General features: G+C 36.6%; 20 protein-coding genes and 1 pseudogene. 3 read left to right on the top strand and 18 right to left on the bottom strand.

What is annotated here, in order from left to right:
* Positions 1-4 precede the first annotated feature (4 nt).
* The 8 genes from ACMZ42_RS10330 to rpsU all read right to left on the bottom strand — a co-directional run bounded on the left by ACMZ42_RS10330 (position 5) and on the right by rpsU (position 8197).
* Positions 5-2125, bottom strand: coding sequence for an HD family phosphohydrolase (locus ACMZ42_RS10330; protein WP_415731394.1), 2121 nt, complete (start codon positions 2123-2125; stop codon positions 5-7).
* A 348-nt stretch (positions 2126-2473) separates the two neighbouring features.
* Positions 2474-3430, bottom strand: coding sequence for a PhoH family protein (locus ACMZ42_RS10325; protein WP_370079411.1), 957 nt, complete (start codon positions 3428-3430; stop codon positions 2474-2476).
* Between the two features lie 2 nt (positions 3431-3432).
* Positions 3433-4557, bottom strand: coding sequence for a sporulation protein YqfD (locus ACMZ42_RS10320; protein WP_415731393.1), 1125 nt, complete (start codon positions 4555-4557; stop codon positions 3433-3435).
* Positions 4547-4807 carry a hypothetical protein gene (locus ACMZ42_RS10315; protein WP_370079415.1) on the bottom strand — a complete coding sequence of 87 codons (261 nt, stop codon included), beginning with the start codon at positions 4805-4807 and terminating at the stop codon, positions 4547-4549. The genes ACMZ42_RS10320 and ACMZ42_RS10315 overlap by 11 nt, the downstream gene beginning before the upstream one ends.
* A 54-nt stretch (positions 4808-4861) precedes the next feature.
* The gene (locus ACMZ42_RS10310; RefSeq protein ID WP_415731392.1) at positions 4862-5350 is read right to left on the bottom strand and encodes a hypothetical protein; all 489 of its coding nucleotides are present in this window, start codon (positions 5348-5350) and stop codon (positions 4862-4864) included.
* 26 nt (positions 5351-5376) lie between these two features.
* Entirely contained in the window at positions 5377-6381 is a 1005-nt protein-coding gene (gene floA, locus ACMZ42_RS10305; protein ID WP_415731391.1) for a flotillin-like protein FloA, read from the bottom strand.
* Between the two features lie 3 nt (positions 6382-6384).
* On the bottom strand, positions 6385-7713 hold the full coding sequence (locus ACMZ42_RS10300; protein WP_415731390.1) for an NfeD family protein: 1329 nt from the start codon (positions 7711-7713) through the stop codon (positions 6385-6387).
* A 310-nt stretch (positions 7714-8023) separates the two neighbouring features.
* Positions 8024-8197 (bottom strand): 30S ribosomal protein S21, encoded by a 174-nt coding sequence (gene rpsU, locus ACMZ42_RS10295; RefSeq protein WP_004227078.1) that lies wholly within the window; start codon positions 8195-8197, stop codon positions 8024-8026.
* Positions 8198-8418: 221 nt separating this feature from the next.
* On the opposite strand from rpsU, the gene ACMZ42_RS10290 reads away from it, so the two are divergent.
* Both ACMZ42_RS10290 and ACMZ42_RS10285 read left to right on the top strand, forming a co-directional pair.
* Complete coding sequence (locus tag ACMZ42_RS10290; RefSeq protein ID WP_415731389.1) at positions 8419-9756, top strand: TrkH family potassium uptake protein; 1338 nt, start codon at positions 8419-8421, stop codon at positions 9754-9756.
* A gap of 25 nt (positions 9757-9781) precedes the next feature.
* On the top strand, positions 9782-10438 hold the full coding sequence (locus tag ACMZ42_RS10285) for a potassium channel family protein (protein ID WP_370079425.1): 657 nt from the start codon (positions 9782-9784) through the stop codon (positions 10436-10438).
* Between the two features lie 118 nt (positions 10439-10556).
* Here the strand turns inward: ACMZ42_RS10285 and ACMZ42_RS10280 are convergent, their stop codons facing one another.
* The 8 genes from ACMZ42_RS10280 to ACMZ42_RS10245 form a co-directional block, all read right to left on the bottom strand.
* Positions 10557-11126, bottom strand: a complete 570-nt coding sequence (locus ACMZ42_RS10280) for a manganese catalase family protein (RefSeq protein WP_370079427.1) — start codon at positions 11124-11126, stop codon at positions 10557-10559.
* Positions 11127-11244: 118 nt separating this feature from the next.
* Positions 11245-11508, bottom strand: a complete 264-nt coding sequence (locus ACMZ42_RS10275) for a spore coat protein CotJB (RefSeq protein WP_370079429.1) — start codon at positions 11506-11508, stop codon at positions 11245-11247.
* Positions 11501-11728 (bottom strand): spore coat associated protein CotJA, encoded by a 228-nt coding sequence (locus ACMZ42_RS10270; RefSeq protein WP_370079431.1) that lies wholly within the window; start codon positions 11726-11728, stop codon positions 11501-11503. The genes ACMZ42_RS10275 and ACMZ42_RS10270 overlap by 8 nt, the downstream gene beginning before the upstream one ends.
* Before the next feature lie 195 nt (positions 11729-11923).
* A complete protein-coding gene (locus ACMZ42_RS10265; protein ID WP_370079433.1) occupies positions 11924-12409 on the bottom strand; it encodes a DedA family protein in 486 nt (161 codons plus the stop codon).
* A gap of 891 nt (positions 12410-13300) precedes the next feature.
* Positions 13301-13495, bottom strand: a complete 195-nt coding sequence (locus ACMZ42_RS10260) for a hypothetical protein (RefSeq protein WP_415731388.1) — start codon at positions 13493-13495, stop codon at positions 13301-13303.
* An 83-nt stretch (positions 13496-13578) separates the two neighbouring features.
* Positions 13579-13767, bottom strand: coding sequence for a hypothetical protein (locus ACMZ42_RS10255; RefSeq protein WP_370079437.1), 189 nt, complete (start codon positions 13765-13767; stop codon positions 13579-13581).
* 386 nt (positions 13768-14153) lie between these two features.
* Positions 14154-16115: a serine hydrolase domain-containing protein gene (locus tag ACMZ42_RS10250; RefSeq protein WP_415731387.1), complete on the bottom strand. Its 1962-nt coding sequence runs from the start codon at positions 16113-16115 to the stop codon at positions 14154-14156.
* A 584-nt stretch (positions 16116-16699) separates the two neighbouring features.
* The gene (locus tag ACMZ42_RS10245) at positions 16700-17287 is read right to left on the bottom strand and encodes a TetR/AcrR family transcriptional regulator (protein WP_415731386.1); all 588 of its coding nucleotides are present in this window, start codon (positions 17285-17287) and stop codon (positions 16700-16702) included.
* 726 nt (positions 17288-18013) lie between these two features.
* On the opposite strand from ACMZ42_RS10245, the pseudogene ACMZ42_RS10240 reads away from it, so the two are divergent.
* Positions 18014-18136 (top strand): annotated as a pseudogene (locus ACMZ42_RS10240) (DNA integration/recombination/inversion protein); the annotation flags it as partial.
* Between the two features lie 44 nt (positions 18137-18180).
* On the opposite strand, the gene deoC reads toward ACMZ42_RS10240, so the two are convergent.
* Together deoC and mtaB are read right to left on the bottom strand one after the other, a co-directional pair.
* Positions 18181-18852 (bottom strand): deoxyribose-phosphate aldolase, encoded by a 672-nt coding sequence (deoC, locus tag ACMZ42_RS10235; protein WP_370079439.1) that lies wholly within the window; start codon positions 18850-18852, stop codon positions 18181-18183.
* Positions 18853-19035: 183 nt separating this feature from the next.
* Positions 19036-20385, bottom strand: coding sequence for a tRNA (N(6)-L-threonylcarbamoyladenosine(37)-C(2))-methylthiotransferase MtaB (gene mtaB, locus ACMZ42_RS10230; RefSeq protein WP_415731385.1), 1350 nt, complete (start codon positions 20383-20385; stop codon positions 19036-19038).
* Positions 20386-20859 lie beyond the last annotated feature (474 nt).

The raw sequence follows: 20859 nt of genomic DNA, 5'->3' as shown, positions 1-20859 counted from the left end.
CCTCCTACTTATCTGCCTTTGGATATTCAATTCGTGAGTGGAAAATTCCATTCAACGTTTCACAAAGTACTCGCTCTATACATTTTAACTCTTTTATCGAAATATCGCATTCATCAAATTGATTGTCTTGTACTCGATCATCAATAATTGCTCGTACCAACTTTTGAATTTTCTCTGCATTCGGTTCTTTCATCGATCGAACCGCTGCCTCAACACTATCTGCAACACTAATAACTGCCGCTTCCTTCGTTTGTGGCTTCGGACCTGGATATCTGTACTTTGTATCATCTAAACATTTTCCTTCTTCCTTCGCTTTAAAGTAGAAGAACTTTAACAGACTAGATCCGTGATGCTGCAAGGCAATATCGATAATTTCCTGTGGCATCTTATAACGTTTCAGCATTTCAGCTCCATCAGTTGTATGTGCGATGATAATTTCCGCGCTTTTTTCTGGAGGCAATGAATCATGTGGGTTAATACCAGACATTTGATTCTCGATGAAAAAGGCAGGACGCTTCGTTTTGCCAATATCATGATAATAGCATCCTACACGAGCCAGTAATCCATCCGCTCCAATTTCCTCACATGCCGCCTCCGCTAAGTTCGCCACCATTACACTATGATGATATGTTCCTGGAGCCTCCATTAGTAATTTTTTCAGCAACGGATGATTTGGGTTCGATAATTCAATTAAACGCAGCGACGACAATAAACGAAACGCTGATTCAAAGAATGGTAAAAGACCCATTGTAAGAGCACCTGATAATAGAGCCGATATCAATGCCGCTATAAAGTAATACACCAACTCTGACAAACCGTAAGTAGATTGTGTCATCAGTAAATAAAATGCGATAAACGACATATTTACTAGCCCGATAACACCTACAGCATGTAGAATATGCGAACGCTTTTCCATACTCCCCAAAAAGAATAAGCTCGCAAAGCCTCCAAAAATTATATACAGTGTAATTTCCATCTGCATAACAGATGAATAACCCTCCTGAAAAATAACACCCGCAGATGCCGCTGTCATAACCGTAATAAGTACCGCAGCACGGTCATCCACTAATAGCCTTACAAGCATTGTTGCCAAAGCTGTTGGGAAAAGGAAGGCAACCGTAACATCGAAGCCACTAGAAACTAGGCTTATAAATTTCATCAGCAAGATGGATAAACCATAAACAATTACTGTCACCAACAACGCATTACGTTTCTTGTGCTCATCTGTATCCAAACGTTCAAATAAAACAAACATGAACGTCATTTCCAAAAGTATTAAAATAATCAGCCCTGCAATCGGTTTCATCGATGCTTTATTACTCACCATACCTAGAAGTTCTAATTGACGAAACGCCTCATTATCAATAATTTGACCTTCCTGTACGATGATTTGACCTTGAAGAATTCGAGTTGGTTCAACCGATTCCTTCGCTTGATCCTTTCGAATTTTCGTTTGTTCTTCATTTATCGTCTCATTTTCGATAATACTAGTACGTCCAATTAAAACTACCGTATTAAATATTTTATCTGGATATCCTCGTTGTCCACGAATTTTTGTCTCAAAATCATTTTGACCCGCAAACACATTTTCTGATCGAATAGATTTTTGCAAATATTCCTGCACGGATTTTGATAGTTGCGTACTTGTTCTTTTTAAATCTGCTTCACTTTGTACTAACAAACCCTCTAGCTGTGAATCAGTAAAGATAATTGGCATTTGCTCTGAATCAATGGATTCAAACTTTTTGCGCAGCTTCGCCACTTGGTCGGCAATCGGAATAGGTTCTTTGCTACTCTCAACATCCGCCTTTACGTCGAGAACATAGTCAAATAAAGACGTTACAATCGCAGCTCGCTGCTTAGCAACATCCGCAGAAAATTGATAGACTGGCTCAACCGCATTCGCTGCTTTTTCTCGTTCCTGTTGTGTTTTATAAGTATCTTCTATCGTTTTAGTAGATCGTACTGTTTCAGGCGCTAGTTGTAATGGTTTAAAATCATATGTAACACCTTTAACATTGCCATACATAAAAGTAAATTGTAGGGCTCCTGTTAAGATGAGAACGACAATTAAAAAGTAGCGGAAGCCAATAAGTTCTGTAAATTTTTTTAATTGTTTCTCCATCCGGCACCTCCTCTATCTATCTACTATCATACCAATTCAAAAAACATTTTTCCCGAAAAATGTATAAGAAAGCAAAAAAACAGCTATACAAATTGTATAGCTGTCACAAATTTTTCCATTTTCCAAGTATTTTCACGTTTGTTAATTTTTATACCCGTCGCATTTACTCTAACTCTGTTGCACCTGTCGCTACGTTTCGCTTCGCTTTCGGTGCAGACTTTTTAAAACCGTTGCACATGTCGCTTCGTTTCACTACGCTTTCGGTGCAGACTTTTTAAAACCGTTGCACCTGTCGTTCCGTTTCACTCCACTTTCGGTGCAGACTTTAGAATTGCGCATAGCGCAATTCTAAAGTTGCTGTTCTTCGTAGGCTTTGATGATTTTTGCTACGATTGGGTGGCGTACTACATCGCCTTGTTCTAAAATTTGGAAATGTATTGATTTTACATACTTTAGTGTGCGTTCTGCTACGATTAACCCAGATTCCGTATTTTTCGGTAGGTCCATTTGTGTTTTGTCGCCTGTAATGACCATTTTTGAGCCAAAGCCTAGACGCGTTAAAAACATCTTCATTTGCTGATGTGTCGTATTTTGAGCTTCATCTAAAATAACAAAGGCGTCGTCTAATGTACGGCCACGCATATACGCTAAAGGTGCAATTTCAATTGTTCCTCGTTCAATAAGTCTTTGAGTTTGTTCTGTCCCGTAAATATCGTTTAAAGCGTCATAAAGAGGTCGTAAATAAGGATCTACCTTTTCCTTCAAATCCCCCGGAAGAAAGCCTAGAGACTCTCCTGCCTCTACTGCAGGGCGTGTTAAAATAATACGCTTAACGTGCCCATTTTTTAGCGCCTGCGTTGCCATGACTACCGCTAAATACGTTTTCCCAGTACCAGCTGGACCGATACCAAAAACAACGTCTTTATGACGGATTGCTTGTATGTATTCTCGTTGACCGATTGTTTTTGCACGAATAGGCTTTCCTTTCGTCGTGCGTGCAATTTCTTCATCATAAAGTTCTGCAAAATATTCAATCGTTCCTTTTTGTGTCATTTCAATAGCAGTTGCAACATCACGCTGATCAATATTAATTCCTTTACGAATGACCTTTAGAAGAGCATGTAAAAGGAATGTCGCTTGTTCCTTTGCATCCTCTTCACCAGCAAGCTGAATTTGTTCACCACGTGTAATAATGTGGACTTGTAGTGCCTCTTCGATTAACTTCATATTTGCATCGGAAATTCCGAGTAGCATAACCGCTTCGTTTGGATTATCCACTTGTAATACAGTTAAATGTTCTGACATAATCATTCTCCTTGTGGGCCTTGTATTGGACTGGCAATGTTTTCATTGACTAAAAATAGAACTTTCCCTTCAACTGTACCATCCCCCCACTTTACCTGTAAAAGGTTTTCTTTTTTTATAACCGTTTTAGCAGGTAATGAACGTATTACCTTTTCATGAAGTAATGGTATGAGCAATGAATCTATTTTGGATTCATCAAGCTCTACTTGCACTTTTTTAGTGTTCTGCTCTTCAACAATTGAAACATACGGATCGAGCCAGCTTGGTAAATCTTTCTTTTGTACATAGTCAACTTTTTCTTTTTCTTTTTCTTGATGAATGCCTTTCACTAATACACGCCACTGCTTCTGTTGTAGCGTTTCCATCGTTAGCTTTTTCGGAATTTTAAATGAACATTCGAGCCAATAATCAGCGTAGACCTCTCCCTTTGCCCCAACAAAGACTTGATCTTCACCACTTTCAATTACGCCACTTACGAGAACATCACCTTCGTAAGCAGTATCGTTGACTGTAATTTTACGTTCACCATTTTGAATATTAAAGTGGGTAATAACGCCACCTTTTGTTGCCACTAAATGCGTCGCTAGTTTCTCATTCGTTTGTTTAGTTTGTTTCGGGGATTCCTGAGGTCGTAAAGTTACACGTCCACCATGCTTTTCAATATGCACCCAAGAAAGATCTCGATGCCCTTCTAATAGCTTCTGTCGAATGACAGCATCTGAGGGTAAGTCTTTTTTAGAAATGGGTGTTTCTAGTTGAAATGTATCTTGAAAGGTCTTTCCTAGACGTACCTCTAACTCTGGCGTTGCCGCTTTAATATCAATACGCCAAATAACCTGTGCACATAGCAATGGTATTAATATCATCAACGCTAGGCCAAGCAAAGTCCAAAGCTGCGCTCGTAAAACTTGAAGCTCATCTGAATAATAGACAGCCATTTTAAGTCGGTAACGTCTACGTACACGGCGTATCTTTGGTAGATAATGCATCGTTGTTTCAAAAGCAACCTCTTGCTCACGAAAGACAATCCGCTTTAATGGCACATGTTGTGCATGCAATGCTTGAATAAAAGGATGAACATTTTCATGGCGCTTTATACGTATGATAATTGGCCGATTATTCCACATTATCGCTCACACCCATATCCTTTGTCATTTTCAGATGAAGCTCCTGCAAATCCTCTACAGAAAGATGAAGCATTTCTTCTTTAAGAGCATTAATTTCCACCGATTTCCCACGCACAGTAATATGATAGTCTGCATAAATAAAAGAGCATGATGAAGCATCAGCATGTAGAAAACGATATGGGCCAATGATTTTTAATGTTTCATATTGTAATAATTCAAGTAGTGGCGTTAATTGAAATAGTTTTCTCATAAAAAATGCCTCCTTCTTCGGCAATATATGCATCGAAAAAGGAGGACATGCTAGTTATTTTCTTTTTGCTTTTGGAGGACCTAAAACTTCTGCCATTACAACAGCCTGCATTAATGATTTTTTTGATTTTGGCAATTGAAAAGCAGATTGAGATTCAGCTACTCCCACAACTTTTTTCTCAGCTGCCAAACGACCGATACTTTCTCTATTCGTAGTACGACTTACTTTCTCAGTCGGGATTAACGGTGGAGCTGCATAGTTTGGAACTTCCTTACTCACTGTTTCTTCGACAAATTTTTTCGGCTCTTCCACTTTAGATTGCTCATTTTTCCATTCACCTAAAAATTCACGTGCAAAATCTTCAAAGCTCTGTGATTTAGAAGCAGGACGTTGCTCTGAAGACATCTCTGCTTTTTCTATAATAGGTGGATCAACATGAGAATCCTTATTAAAAGGAGGCATTGGTTTTTGTTCTTTCTTTTTTGCTTTACCGAAAATAGAGCTGACTATGGCAATTATCACAAATATAATTAATTGTTCCATTTATTAGTACTGCTCCTTTCAGTTTTTTATTCGTTAGGTCCATTTGTTTCTGATTTATCTGAGCTTACTTTAGAAATGGAGTCTCTCATAGCTGTATCTGCTTGAATGTTGTGGTAATTCATATAGTCCATAATACCAAGATTACCCGAACGTAAAGCTTCTGCCATTGCCTGTGGTACTTCAGCTTCTGCTTCTACTACTTTTGCCTTCATCTCTTGTACGCGTGCAATCATTTCTTGCTCGTTCGCTACAGCCATTGCACGACGTTCTTCAGCTTTCGCTTGGGCAATGTTTTTATCAGCTTGTGCTTGTTCAATTTGTAATTCAGCACCAATGTTTTTGCCGATATCAACGTCCGCAATATCAATCGATAAGATTTCAAATGCTGTTCCAGAATCTAAGCCTTTTGCTAATACAGTTTGAGAAATCATATCTGGATGTTCAAGAACATCCGTATGACTAGTAGCGCTACCAATTGTAGAAACGATCCCTTCACCTACACGGGCAATAACTGTTTCTTCACCCGCACCACCGACTAAACGTTCGATGTTAGCACGCACAGTAATACGTGCCTTTGCTTTTACTTCAATCCCGTTCATCGCTACACCTGCAATAAATGGTGTTTCAATGACTTTCGGATTAACAGACATTTGTACCGCTTCTAATACATCACGACCCGCTAAGTCAATAGCTGCACAGCGTTCAAATGATAATTCAATATTTGCACGGTGCGCCGCGATTAACGCATTTACAACACGGTCTACATTACCACCTGCTAAATAGTGACTTTCAAGTTGATTAATCGTCACAGGTAAACCTGCTTTATGTGCTTTAATTAATGGGTTCACAATTCGTGATGGGATTACACGACGTAAACGCATACCGATTAATGTAAATATACTAACTCGGACACCTGCAGCAAGTGCAGAAATCCACAGCGCCACTGGTACAAAGGTAAAGAATACCACGACAACAATGAATAATAAGACTAGCCCTGCAATTGGACCTATTAAAGCTAAATCAAAATCCATTTACTATTCCTCCATCTCTTCTTCTGTTCGTCTCACAACAATACGTGAGCCCTCTACTTTAATAACTTCTACATGTTTCCCAGCATCAACATAGCCACCTTCCGATACTACGTCAATGCGTTCACTACCAAATAGCATTGTACCTGCCGGACGAAGTGGTGTAACCGTTGTACCTACTTTTCCGAGCAGCTCTGTGCGATTCACGTTAGATACATAGCCCTCTTCCGTTGTTGTCGCATCCATCAAGACTAGCTTGTTTAAAACATGCATTTTTTTACCAAAAAATTTCATCAGGATCACCATTCCTATTATCGCTACAACAAGCGCAATGAAAATCGCTATAATCATTTGCATCATGTTTGCACCTGCCAGTATTAGACTTAGTAATATTAGCACACCGCCGAAAATACCAACAATACCTCCCGGGACAAAAAATTCCGCTACAACAAGCGCTAAGCCTACAATAAATAAAAGTAATGCTTCATAACCTGCCAAGCCTGCCACCATATGACCGAAGAAAAATAATCCAAGTGCTGACAATCCCATTATACCTGGAACACCAAAACCTGGCGAATATAGCTCAACTACAAGTCCCAAACTTGCAATCGACAATAAAATCGGAACTATAATCGGATTCGTAATAAAACGAGCAAGTTTTTCAGCAAAAGTAGGTTCAATTGGAACGATATCACTACCATTTAATTGCGTTTTTTCTAAAAGATCTTGGAAATTCGAAACCGTCCCATTAGAATATTTAACTTTTTTTGCCTCCGAGGCAGATAAAGTTAATAAATTTCCTTCTTCCGCTCGAAATTTTGGTAAATCAACAGATACATCAGCCATTGCTCGTGCATAGATTGGATTGCGACCTTTCGATTCTGCAGCTGCTTCCATTTGAGCAACCCATGCACTATGAGCCTTTAAGTCTGCTGCATTTCCTGCTGAATCAATAACTGCAGCCGCCCCGATCGTTCCACTTGGCACCATATAGATTTCATCCGCATGTAAGGCTAAAAAGGCACCTGCTGAATGCGCATCTTTGTTAATATACGCAATTTTACGTATATCCGTTGCATCCATTAGCATAGCAATATCACCAGCTGAATTCACGAAACCGCCCGGCGTATGAATGTCTAAAATAATCGCCTCTGCATAGTTTTCTTCCGCCTCTTTAAAAGCTCGTTCTAAAAATGCGTGAAGTCCTCGCTCTACTTCATCATGAATAGGTATGTGGTAGACCTTACTACTTGCAAAAGCAGATGTTAATGGAAACGCTAACAAAAATGTCATCCAAATAACTAATAAATAACTGAGGATTCTTCGTCTCCGCATCTTTTTCCCTCCCTTCTAACATGCTTCTCTCCTGTATATACGACTGACTAACTAAAAAGTTTCATAAATCCTAATAATTTTATTATACCGTGAATTTTTAATTTATGTTTATACAATCAGTATATAACATAAAAGCCGAATGAATCTCATGGATCACATTCGGCTTCTTCAATATGTACGTAATTTGAGAGCTTAAAGTAAAATACCTGAAATTAACCGACACGCGATTAATTTCAGGTATATCTTTGTCTGCTCAGTGAATCATACAATTGCGTGTTATGAACGTAGGGATTTTTAATGGGAAATTAAATTACCACTTACGTTTACGTGCAGCTTCTGATTTCTTTTTACGTTTTACGCTAGGTTTTTCGTAGAACTCGCGCTTTCTAACTTCTTGAATTGTACCACTTTTTGATACAGTACGTTTGAAGCGGCGAAGAGCATCTTCAAGCGATTCGTTTTTGCGAACGACAGTTTTTGACATCTCTCTTTCCCTCCCTCCGAACACACGTCAATACACAAATAGGCAAATAACCATTTGCTGTGTACTAAAGAATTATAACGTATTGTCTAAAAATGGTCAATAGAAAGTGTACGAATTAATCTGATGAATTTTTGGTTTTTTTACCTTAAGAATTTTCAGCTTGCTTTTGGACACCATAAACATACAAAGTTTTAAATTAAAGGTTCAATGGGGAGATAAAAATGAAAACATTTAAAAATAAATTAAATCCTCCAAAAATACTTGTGCTAGGCTTTGTCGTCATCATTTCAATCGGAACATTTTTGTTAATGCTCCCCATTGCAACGGTCGATGATAAAGGTCTTTCATTTTTAAATGCTTTATTTACTGCTACCTCAGCTACGTGTGTAACAGGACTGGTTGTTGTAGATACCGGTGATACATTTTCGATATTTGGAGAATTAATTATTCTTTTTCTTATCCAAATTGGCGGGCTGGGCTTTATGACGTTCGCGACGTTTTTATTTTTGCTATTAGGAAAAAAGATTTCTTTAAAAGAAAGGCTTTTGTTAAAGGAGGCATTTAATAACGTTACAATTGCTGGTCTAGTTAAATTAGTTAAACGGATACTGTTATTTACAGCACTGATTGAATTTATAGGTGGCTTCATTTTATCTATTCGTTTTTCATTCGATATGCCTGTAGGTAAAGCCTTTTATTTCGGATTTTTCCATGCGATATCGAATTTTAATAATGCTGGATTTGATTTAATGGGTGGCTATAAGAGCTTAACAGAGTACGTAGACGATCCTTTCGTCGTAATTACTATTTGTGCACTTATTTTGATTGGAGGCTTAGGGTTTATTGTTATAAATGAACTATATGAATACCGCGGAACGAAACGACTTTCAGGGCACACAAAAATTGTATTAACAACAACGCTTATTTTAACAGTCGGCTCAACGATTTTAATTTTCTTATTTGAATACGGTAATAGTAAAACCCTTGGGCAACTATCTGAATGGGGCAAAATTCTTGGTTCATTATACCAAGCAGTTACACCTAGAACTGCTGGCTCTAATACCCTTCCTATTGGTGATTTAACACATTCAACTTTATTTTTAATCATTTGGCTAATGTTCATCGGAGGCGGTTCTGGTTCAACTGCTGGAGGTATTAAAATAACGACCTTCGCTGTTTTAGTTGCTACGATGTGGTCTCAATTAAAAGGGCAAGAAGATGTTGTGCTTTTTAGACGTAGAATCATTCATGAAACGATTTTAAAAGCTTTAACAGTCACAATGTGTGGGATGATGATTGTCGTACTTGTTACCATTGTCTTAAGTATTATTGAACAACGTCATAGTTTTATGATGTATTTATTTGAGGCTACTTCTGCATTTGGAACAGCTGGACTTTCAATGGGGCTAACTCCCGAGCTATCAACTGGTGGCCGCCTTCTTATCATATTAACTATGTTTATCGGAAGATTAGGCCCTTTAACAATTGCTTTTGCTATTACAAATCGACGAAAAAAAGAGGCTTTCCGTCATCCAAAAGGAAATATAATGATCGGGTAACCATGATAAAGGAGCGATGAGTACAATGTCTATCAAACAATATGCTGTTATAGGTCTTGGACGGTTTGGAGTAAGCGTAGCACGCAAGTTGTATGAAGCTGGACATGAAGTTTTAGGAATCGATATTAACGAGGAAAGAGTCGAAGATGCCGAACAATATGTTACGCATGCAGTAGTTGCTGATACGACAGAAGAAAAAGCTCTTAACTCCATTGGGATAAGAAATTTCGATTGTGTCATTGTTGCTATAGGTATTGATATGCAATCAAGTATTTTAACGGTCTCCTTATTAAAGGAGCTAGGTATCAAAAAAATAATTGCAAAGGCTCTCGGAAAAAGACATGGACAAGTTTTAGATAAGGTGGGTGCTGAATGGGTTATTTACCCTGAGAGAGATATGGGGGAACGTGTAGCCAATCAGCTACTTTCACCGAATATGCTAAATTACATTGAATTGTCAAAAGAATACAGTATAGAGGAAATTATGATTCCTTCAAAAATGGCTGGCCATAATCTACGAGATTTAGACATTCGAGCTAAATATAATGTCAGTGTTATTGCCATAGTTCGAGACGGTAATATTACCATTTTACCCTCTCCTGATGAGACTATTAAGGAAAAAGATATATTAGTTATGATTGGGCATAGAAAGGATCTCACTGTATTTTCAAATATTGAATAGAAAAAGGGATCAAAAGAGGCTGCGTCAAAAGGCTTCCCCTTGAAACAGCCTGTTATATTTTATCAATTTTGCTTCGGCATAATTGCGCTGACGCTACAGAAAACAATGGCTGAAAAAATTAAAAGACTTTCTTGCTATCCATATCGTCTTTTAAAATCTCTACCGCCTCTCTGAAACGTAGAGAATGGACGATTTCTCGTTCGCGTAAAAATTTTAGGCTATCATTCAAATCTGTGTCATCTGATAAATCAATAATCCATTGATATGTCGCTCGTGCCTTTTCTTCAGCTGCAATATCCTCATACAAATCAGCAATCGGATCCCCTTTGGCCTGAATATAAGTTGCCGTAAACGGTGCTCCAGCTGCATTCTGATAAAATAATGCCCTGTCATGATTGGCATAATGTTCTCCAAGACCTGCCTCTTTAAGCATCTCTGGAGTGGCATCCTTCGTAAGTTTATAAACCATCGTGGCAATCATTTCCAAGTGAGAAAATTCCTCTGTAGCTATATCTGTCAACAAACCCACTACTTTATCAGGAATAGTATAGCGCTGATTCATATATCGAAGTGCCGCTGCTAATTCTCCATCTGCACCTCCATACTGCTCAATTAAATACTTAGCTAGCATTGGGTTACATGTACTCACCCTTACTGGATACTGGAGCTTCTTTTCGTAATACCACAAAAAAATTCCTCCTAGTTACTTATAATCAATTATGCCAGGCATAATTGCATCCGGAACCCTACCAAAACATTTATAGCTGACGCTCCGCTTTCGCTACCAAACATATTTGCTGATAAAGTTAAACTTGCCATGGCCAAGGTGTATCTACCCAATTAAAAGGATAATTTGAATAACTTCTCCCAAAATTCATAAGCGGACCAAATTTTTGCTCAAATGCAACCTTAAGTCGCATGCTTATTTCAGTGTTTTCGTTAAATTGCTGAATAGCATCATAATCGTGAGGATGAGTATCTAAATAAAGATTTAATTCCACTATTACAAAATCAATGGCTTGTATTTCTTCAAGTAGCTTATAAAATTCTGGTGGCATTTCTTTACTCATTCTTCATCCCTCCTTCTTGGGGATTTGGATAGGGGCTAAATAATTGAGGCCATAATGTGCCTGATTTGAGAGCTTCTTGAGGGGTTTGATATTGTGGTAGCCCAGGCGGTTGAAAACTCATATACAATTGGGGCGGTGTAGAAAAACTTTTAACCCTTATAGGTGGACATGGATCGAATGGGCTAATAAAAGGCTTCCAATATTTATATTGAGTGAACATTGTATCCTCCCTTCTGTATTCAATTACATCAGTGGAGTATATGAGGTAGATGAAATTTTTATTCAGAGTGGTGTTATAATCCGGAGGAAGTCACATTACCAAACAAGATTGGTAATCCTTCGCGTACCAAGAACACAAAAGTAGCTCGCATTTCGAAAAACGCGAGCTGTATTTTGTACATATTATTATGCATTTTTATAAAGTTACACCAAGAAAATATCCTATAGAAATAAAAATAATTACCCATGTCAAAGCTCCAAAACAAGCGAAAGCAAGATAAGTCCTAAACTTCATCTGGGTTATTCCAGACATGTAACTTGTTACATGTCTAATACCTGGAACATAATATCCTATAATTATTGTCCATGGTCCAAAACGATGAAACCATCGTTCAACTTTAATGAACCGTTTATCATTGAGACCAATCCATTTTCCATATTTTAATATTATAGGTTTCCCTAATTTATTACCAATTAAATAGCTAATGATCATACCAGTAGATGAGCCAAGAAAACTTAAAAGTATACTCAATAGATAGTTTAAATGCCCCTCTTGACACATAAATCCCACAAACGTCATCAAGATTTCATCGGGAACGGGTAAACCAATTATCCCTAAAGATAAAAGTAAAAATATAGCAAGATATCCATATTGACTTATAAAACTGCTTATGAATTCCACGGATAGTTTCTCCTTTTTCAATACAATTCGTTACTTTTTTCAAATATCATATATTACCCCATTTTTGCTAATTGAACAGCGGAATGATTAATCAATTATACCTCGGCACAATTGCAGATGTTAGTACACCCGCTGAAAAGTAACTTAATCCCGCATTATCTCACCACCTATAGAGGCGGGAGACTTTTGTAGCTGAGTCTTCGCTTTCGCTACCAAAACACTTGTTGAAAGAAGTTTAAAAAATGAGAGGTCATTCAGATTAAAATATAATAGTTAACGAATGATTGACCTGTTAATTTTACGATATTTTATGTGATCGATGTTATTAAGTTATGTAAGAAGTCGGTTCGTACCTATACAATGTTCTTATAAAGAAAAAATTTATTAGTCCAATAATAAATTTTACATATAAAAAGCTTGATTATAAAACCATAAAAATTATCATATTCCTTCCTATACATTTTTGCGATTACTCTCAATAATACATCATCTATTTTAAGTTAAAAAGAGGGTTATTGTGAATGAAACAATGACAATAGATCGATTGATTAAATATTTGTCATAAATCACTTAAGGAAATTGATGAACTTGCTCAAGTATTAGGGGGATTTTAATTGTGGGGGTAAAAGGGGTTTTTAAATTCTAAATGTATATGGGGCTAGTCCATAACGAACAGCCCCGTAACTTACTTATAAGTATTTTTCATTACTATTAATAATTAGAATCTGTAGTTTTGGTTTAATGCAAACTCAATAGATAATGGGGTGTAATTCCTTTATTTCAAAGCTTTACACCTTCTATATGTATTTTTTAATAATGCAAAATAATGTATTAAGTAGTGGGCTAATAAAATACGGCGAGCGTATGTACAGGAATAGGTGAAACAACTCTTCAGTCTTTAGTTATTTGCCGTTTCCTATAAACAATCAAAGCATTAATCGCAAGAATTAAAACTAAAATACTAGAAGTCAAAAAGAATAAAGATAAAGCTCTCTTTTCTCCCCAGTTGTTAAACGCTTGCGAAAAACCGACAAAAATCATCCAAAAGGATAGCACCAATTGAAACTTTGAAACATCTTTATACAATAGAATACCTCCCTTCTTATGTTAATTTCACCATTACGTAAGGTATAAAATGCAAATTTGAGTTTTAGAATATGCCCTTATATTTACTTATTCAAGTTCTTTTTAAGTAATTTATTATTGGAGATAGCAACTTCTATTAAACCAATCATACATATTGCTAAAAATAATATAGACCAATTGATTTTTCCAACTACTAAAAGCGTATAGATAACATCAATTACACAGTATAATAATATAATGCTAGCAATAACTATCCCTTTTTTATTTTTCATCTTTCCACCACTTTCTCTTTCACACGATACTAAGTCAAAATATACCGACTTAATTATACATTAATTAGCTAATTTTTGTATTATTAAACAATTTTTTAACAGCCATTTTTTATTTGGGCATCCACAAAAAAACACCTGCCGTAGCAAGTGCTTATTTTATTATTCATCTTTATTCGCATTTTGCTGGGATTCCATTTCTTTACGTTTTTGTTCTTCTTCCAATTATTTTTTCTACCACTTCTGACAGAAACTCAAAAAAACAGGCAAAGTGAATAACTTTGCCTGTTTTTATTAAAATCTATATGGTATTTAAACGTTACCCAGAGTGGAGTTTGGTAGATTCTTATACTGACATTAAAAGTAGCAGTAGCAAATTTGGTGACTATTTATATAGTCCAAAACAACAGAAAGCGGTACTGAATTATCAATAAAATAAACATACAGATAGTTGCTACCAATATAGCATTCCATATTTTTCTTTTTCGGCTAACTTGCTTATCCCTAAATGATCTTAAAATAGGGATAGTTAAAATTACCATGCCAATAGAAAAAATAGCATTGATTATTAGGTGTATCCTAAAATCTCCAATTGGAGAGGTCATAGCCGACATAAACCTCATTATAGTCACTACCATGTTAACTATACATAATAGACCGATAACCGGTAATAGATTTGTTTGTTTATATGCCGGTATATTAAGAGAGATACCCTTCTTTTTACGTTTTATCAATAAAATGACAGATACGAGCGCAGCGATGGAGCCAATAACAAAAATTATTGTACAAAAAACAAAAGCAATCTGATTGATTTGGATGTTTTTGTATAGCGGTATTTTTAAATAGTCCCGAATATTTCCTGTGCGAACTTTATCAACCTGACCGTTTTCATCTAACTCAAAGGATAAAAAAGCGAGAGACCCTCCGCTTCGTTCCAATATAGATGGATTGGAATCCATTCGTTCAAAAACCAAGGGGGCGACCTCTGCAAAGTGAAGTGTTTCTCGATTCGGATCGATGGAAGGCCGTACTTCAATTTCCCCGTTCCCCATGTCCTTTACCACAATACTATCAGCAGAAAGCAAATAAAAACTAGACAGGAAGTTACTATGTATCATTCGGCCCGAATAATAAGTTCCACTAAGATTTTGGGTGTGGATATTTGGCACAGTAACCGTTGCTTGATGAGAAAACTGGCTAGAAAGCTTATCTACAATTTTAGTCCGTACACCACCCGATTCTCCAGCTACGTTGGTAAGCACACTAACACCGAAATTCTCTTCTGGGACGAGACTTAAAAATGCAGAAAAATTGGTTGTATTTCCTCCATGTTCCAGCAAACGAACTCCATTTTCCTGACGCATCCAAAACCCATGGTCATTAGAAGGCATACCGGCAGAAACAGAAAGGGAATCGGTATGCATTTCTTTAAGCGTTTGAGGCGAGTTAAATAATGAGTTATCTAAAGCACCCTTATAATCCATTTGGGCAATCATAAACTTTGCCATGTCTTCTGCGGTTGAGATAATCGCTCCAGCAGGTGCCTCATTTAAAAAGTTTTCTGGTAGCAGCTCAAATCCTTCTGACGCACTGCCATAACCCTTGCTTTTATTTTCTACAAACTCAGGCAGGTGATAGTAATTTGCATAGGCAGTACTTCTTTGCATATGCAAAGGATCAAAGATATGGTTTTTTACATATTCTTCAAATAGCTCCCCAGAGGTAACTTCCACTATATATCCGGCAATGTCTGTACCGAAGTTCGAATATGCGATAACCGTTCCCGGTTCATATATTTGCTTGGGTTGATGTTTTGCACTCACCCATTTTTCAAGAGGAATAACTTTTTCTTTATCAAAAGTAAGCATTTCGCTTGCATTTTCTTCAAATCCTGCGGTATGGTTCATTAAATCTAATATCGTAATTGGTTTATCATAAACCAGATTAAGGCGCTCATACCCGATATATTCTCGTATATCTGTATGCAGATCAATCTTTCCTTCTTCAACTAACTGCATTATTGCTGTCCATGTAAAAAGTTTGCTGACCGATCCAATTTCAAATACAGTAGATGTGGGATTAACAGGAATATCCTCCTCTATGTTTGCTACCCCATACCCTTTGCTGAAAATTAGCTTTCCGTCTTTAACAATAGTAACTGCCGCTCCCGGTACGGTAACCCCTATTTCACCTTCCATAATATCATCAACTATTGTTTCGATTTTTGAAATATCCACACCTGATGGGGTTACTTCAGCACTTGCAAATGCTGACATAGGAAGGTAGAAAAAGCAACTAAAAATTGTAATTACGGTCGTTACAAAAGCAACTAGCCTATTTGTTTTTCTCATTTAAAGTCTCCTTATTTCCATTACGTAATCTTAATATATTTTTAGAAACACAAGTTTTATCACTTTGTTTGTATACCTGTTACTACACTGCTTGCAGTGCCTAATACGGATTTCTATTCGTGCCATCATTAGCCCCTCTTCATCAACCGCGTATGCGTAATATGTACACTTGGTAATATCGATACCGATGACGAGATTTTTTCAGAGCCTTGATTAATCTTTTGGTTCGTATTAGAATTCATTAATGGAGTTCTCCTGTGTGATGGTGGATCAATTTAGGCGTTGACACTCATGATCATACAAGAGGGCTTTTTTTTAAGCCCACAAAAATCCTTCTAACAGGAATGCTCCAAAATGTGAAAAAAGAAACACCCAGTTAGATATAGATCCTAAAATTTGTCCGCAAATTCTTGCTTTCTTGTTTTATCCACTTTTTAAAGTAAGACAACTCCAATCACAAGCAAAATTATGCTGACAGCAATATTTAAAATAATGAATAGTGGTGCTAATGTTTTTTGAAAATCCGGAAAATTCCTTCAAAAAATTATCAGCCATCTTCTTTTCCTTCATTAATTTTTCTCTCTTTATTCAAAAATTGTATCTATCGTACTATTTAATAGAAATTCAAATACTTCAAAACGGTCATAAGTAAGTTTATCTTTCATTGTCACTATAAATAGCATCGAACTTATTACAGCATATGCTTTTTCTTTTTCAACTTTCAGTCTGAGTCCTGCAAGATTAATGGTATCGTAGAAAAAAGTTGTGCTATCAAAGTGTAGTTTTTCGATACGCTCTTTAGGTAATTTGTTTAAAAAGGCCAAGAAATCTGGAGTTCCCAGATCATATAGAAATGGTGATTTATCAAATTCTTTAAAATGCCATTTCATGGCACTAATAAAACCAGTTTTGCCCTTTTCACTATTAATAATTTCTTGCAATTTGCTTTTTAATCTATTTTGCACGCGCTCTAAAGTGTCGCAAAACAAATCCTCTTTAGCCGAATACAATAAATAAAAAGAACCTGTTGATATTCCTATTTTTGCTGTTAATTCACCAATACTTGTTTTCTTGTATCCATGTAATGCCCAACTCCTCTCACATTCAGCACAAAGCTTTGTTCTTAGCTCAACTTTTTCTTCATCAGAAAAGCCTTTCGGTCCTTTTGCCATCCATTACACCCCCCTTACTTTATTATGAATTAATTTATTTTTTAATTCATAATAAATATTACTCTCTCTTGTATTGGCTGTCAACTTTATATATTTCATTTGATAATAATTAACATAATTCTTAAAAAATAGATATGCGCCTTATATAACTGGGATACTTAGGAATTCTATGCACCTAATAATACATTCGTTTTTTATGGGGATGTAAAAGATCATGATACTGGAAATGCTAGTCCAGATGATATATTGGCTCATCCAGATCAAAAGGTGAGTGCTAATTCGGGTGATACAGTCACCTTTCCCGGTACAGATGCTACGATTTATTACCTAAATTTATAATAACTTACCCATATTGTAGTATTTTCAAGTCTCAATACTTGTCTTAAAACTTTTACAGATGTGGTAAGTACTTTAAGCCAGATATTAGTTTTTAAACGATTATATAATCGATACGCATAAAAAAAGCCCCGGCTCAAAATTAATTGAGTACCTGGGCTTTGTCATTGGTATATGCGTGTTCATTTGTTTGTTTACAATGGAATTGATTGATCACTACATTATCCTCAACAAAAACTGAACATTTCTATTTAACTCGTCTTTGTTGAATCGTAATATACAACCCAATTAAATGATTAGTCGTCATTGGGGATGCACAATTTTCAAAAGGCTTTATCAAAAACAAATTTAAATACAACGTTGGGAGCATATCGAAATTCAATCTAACATAACACTCCTAAAATGATTTATGAAATATATGGTCATGTTCTAAAAGAAATGGAAGAGGCATCCGTAGCGGCATTTAGTCAAACTTTAAATGAAATTGGGGCTAAAAGTGGGGCTAGTTCCTAACGAACAGCCCCGTAACACTTACTATATAAGGATTTTCATTACTATTAATAATTAGAATCTGCAATTAATCCGTTCATAATAGCAACACCAGAGCTTGCTCCAATACGAGTTGCTCCAGCCTCAATCATCTTTTTCATATCCTCTAAGCTTCGTACACCACCAGAGGCTTTTACACCTAAATCTGGGCCAACTGTTTTACGCATTAATGCAATATCTTCTGCTGTTGCGCCCCCAGTAGAAAAACCAGTTGATGTTTTCACATAATCAGCACCCGCTGCCACAGCTAGCTCACATGCTTTTACTTTTTCTTCGTCAGTTAAAAGGCAAGATTCAATAATTACTTTTACAAGTGCATTGCCTTCAGCCGCTTCAACAACTGCAGCGATATCTGCTTGCACAAGGTCATAGTTTTGATCCTTTAAAGCACCGATATTTATAACCATGTCTACCTCTTTAGCACCGTTAGCAATCGCATCTTTCGCCTCGAATGCTTTAACAGCTGGCGTGTTAGCGCCTAAAGGGAAGCCAATTACTGTGCAAACTAAGACCTCTGAGCCTTGTAAAAGCTCGCTGCTATAATTTACCCAAGTTGGATTTACACAAACAGAAGCAAAGTTAAATTGTTTTGCCTCTGCACACAGTTTTTCGATTTGCTCTTTTGTTGCTTCAGCCTTTAATAATGTGTGATCAATCATACGCGCGAAATTTTGTTCCATTTTTATTAAACTCTCCTCTATCAACAAGTTGTACGTACCTCTTTGGCATCATAACATTTTTTAACGTTGCCGTCTAATTTCTTTTATAGTTAGGCGATTTCTATAAGAGTGATATCATTAATCAAAAATAAAGTAAAACACCGTCCAAAGTTCGAACGGTGTTTCTTTTCATAGTTACCTATTTTATTTTACAGTTTCTAATACACGAACAAATTGCCCTTTAGAATGTGGATACCCAGCTTGAGTAATTTTCACCTTCACAAGCTGACCGATTAGGCTTTCAGGACCTTCAAAGACTACTTTTAAGTAATTATCTGTATAACCCGTTAAAAGCCCTTCTTCATCGCTTCCATCATGCACGAATTCTTCAGGAATTACTTCTAGTACTTGATCTTCAAAGCGAGAAGCATATTCCTTTGCTAATTGGTCATTTAATGCGATTAATCGGTGAACACGTTCATTTTTAATGTCTTCGTCAATTTGGTCCTCCATGCGCGCTGCTGGTGTACCTGTACGTGGAGAGAACGGGAATACGTGTAATTCAGAAAACTTATGATCACGTATAAAGTTATATGTTTCCATGAACTCTTCCTCAGTTTCTCCTGGGAAACCTACGATTACGTCAGAAGTGACAGCTAAGTCTGGTAACGCTTCATGTAGTTTAGTTAAGCGTTCACCGAAGAACTCCATTGTATACTTACGACGCATACGTTTTAAAACTGTATCAGAGCCAGATTGGATTGGAATGTGTAAGTGATTAACAACGATTTTTGATTCACGTAAAACTTCAATCACTTCATCTGTTAATTGACTTGCCTCAATCGAAGAAATACGAAGACGTTTTAAGCCTTTCACATTTGCCTCTAAATCACGTAGTAGCTGAGCTAAATTGTAATCTTTTAAGTCTTGTCCATAGCCACCTGTATGAATACCAGTTAGAACAATTTCAAGATACCCCGCATCCACTAGTTGTTGGGCTTGGTTCAATACTTCTTGAGGATCACGAGAGCGCATTAACCCACGTGCCCATGGAATAATACAAAACGTACAGAAGTTATTACAGCCTTCTTGTATTTTTAAAGATGCGCGTGTACGGTCTGTAAATGCAGGCACATCTAATTCTTCATAAACACGATTTTTCATAATGTTGCGTACAGCATTAATCGGTTGGCGTTCAGTAAGATATTGGTCTATGTAGCCAAGTAATTTTGTACGATCCTGTGTCCCTACAACAATGTCAACACCAGGAATCGCCATAATTTCAGCTGGAGATGTTTGAGCGTAACATCCCGTTACACAAATGACAGCGTCTGGGTTTTGACGAATAGCTCGACGGATAACTTGACGGGATTTTTTATCCCCTGTATTTGTTACTGTACATGTATTAATGACATAAACGTCTGCTTGACGATCAAATTCCGTACGTTCATAGCCTTCTTCTTTAAATAGTTGCCAAATTGCTTCTGTTTCATAATGATTTACTTTACAACCTAGAGTATGGAAACTCACGATTTTCGGTCGCTCGTTACTCATAATATATATCATCCTTTCAAGAGTACACTACAATAAATAAAATTATTAACGTGTCTTATAATAGCACAAATAAAGATAATGAGCCTAGCTTTTTGGCTAAGCTTATTTTTTTGAACGAAAAAACAGGTACCATAGTATTGAGTACCTGCTTGTTCATAGGCTGTTCCACTAAAACCAAAAACAGCCATTTTATCTTTCTTGATCCATCTATTTTAATTAAGACACCTGCTATTCCCCACATCTTTTTACAACCCTCTAGCTCCTCCCAATAAACCCTCAAAAGAAATCAATTCCTTTGGTTATAAAATTGTAAAAAGGCAGTCGAAAATTAGATTCAATCTAACTTTCAACTGCCTACTCAAATATAGGATTTTTATTAGTGCCAAATTAATATTACATGGTTAATTTTTCGATTACATTTTTTTGCAGTAAACTGCCTTTTTTATTTGTTCTGCTCCTCTAAAAACTAGAGTT

It is taken from the genome of Lysinibacillus sp. NPDC056185 (genome assembly GCF_047737915.1).
Taxonomy (GTDB): domain Bacteria; phylum Bacillota; class Bacilli; order Bacillales_A; family Planococcaceae; genus Lysinibacillus.
This window is presented reverse-complemented; position numbering and strand designations above follow the sequence as displayed.

Excerpts from the sequence above, each read along its gene's own strand:
- mtaB (WP_415731385.1), bottom strand. The coding sequence starts at position 20,385 with ATGAGTAACGAGCGACCGAAAATCGTGAGTTTCCATACTCTAGGTTGT.
- ACMZ42_RS10270 (WP_370079431.1), bottom strand. The coding sequence starts at position 11,728 with ATGTTCACTCAATATAAATATTGGAAGCCTTTTATTAGCCCATTCGAT.
- ACMZ42_RS10325 (WP_370079411.1), bottom strand. The coding sequence starts at position 3,430 with ATGTCAGAACATTTAACTGTATTACAAGTGGATAATCCAAACGAAGCG.
- ACMZ42_RS10290 (WP_415731389.1), top strand. The coding sequence starts at position 8,419 with ATGAAAACATTTAAAAATAAATTAAATCCTCCAAAAATACTTGTGCTA.
- ACMZ42_RS10300 (WP_415731390.1), bottom strand. The coding sequence starts at position 7,713 with ATGCGGAGACGAAGAATCCTCAGTTATTTATTAGTTATTTGGATGACA.
- ACMZ42_RS10285 (WP_370079425.1), top strand. The coding sequence starts at position 9,782 with ATGTCTATCAAACAATATGCTGTTATAGGTCTTGGACGGTTTGGAGTA.
- ACMZ42_RS10315 (WP_370079415.1), bottom strand. The coding sequence starts at position 4,807 with ATGAGAAAACTATTTCAATTAACGCCACTACTTGAATTATTACAATAT.
- ACMZ42_RS10250 (WP_415731387.1), bottom strand. The coding sequence starts at position 16,115 with ATGAGAAAAACAAATAGGCTAGTTGCTTTTGTAACGACCGTAATTACA.
- ACMZ42_RS10310 (WP_415731392.1), bottom strand. The coding sequence starts at position 5,350 with ATGGAACAATTAATTATATTTGTGATAATTGCCATAGTCAGCTCTATT.
- floA (WP_415731391.1), bottom strand. The coding sequence starts at position 6,381 with ATGGATTTTGATTTAGCTTTAATAGGTCCAATTGCAGGGCTAGTCTTA.
- ACMZ42_RS10245 (WP_415731386.1), bottom strand. The coding sequence starts at position 17,287 with ATGGCAAAAGGACCGAAAGGCTTTTCTGATGAAGAAAAAGTTGAGCTA.
- rpsU (WP_004227078.1), bottom strand. The coding sequence starts at position 8,197 with ATGTCAAAAACTGTCGTTCGCAAAAACGAATCGCTTGAAGATGCTCTT.
- ACMZ42_RS10320 (WP_415731393.1), bottom strand. The coding sequence starts at position 4,557 with ATGTGGAATAATCGGCCAATTATCATACGTATAAAGCGCCATGAAAAT.
- ACMZ42_RS10330 (WP_415731394.1), bottom strand. The coding sequence starts at position 2,125 with ATGGAGAAACAATTAAAAAAATTTACAGAACTTATTGGCTTCCGCTAC.
- deoC (WP_370079439.1), bottom strand. The coding sequence starts at position 18,852 with ATGGAACAAAATTTCGCGCGTATGATTGATCACACATTATTAAAGGCT.
- ACMZ42_RS10255 (WP_370079437.1), bottom strand. The coding sequence starts at position 13,767 with ATGAAAAATAAAAAAGGGATAGTTATTGCTAGCATTATATTATTATAC.
- ACMZ42_RS10275 (WP_370079429.1), bottom strand. The coding sequence starts at position 11,508 with ATGAGTAAAGAAATGCCACCAGAATTTTATAAGCTACTTGAAGAAATA.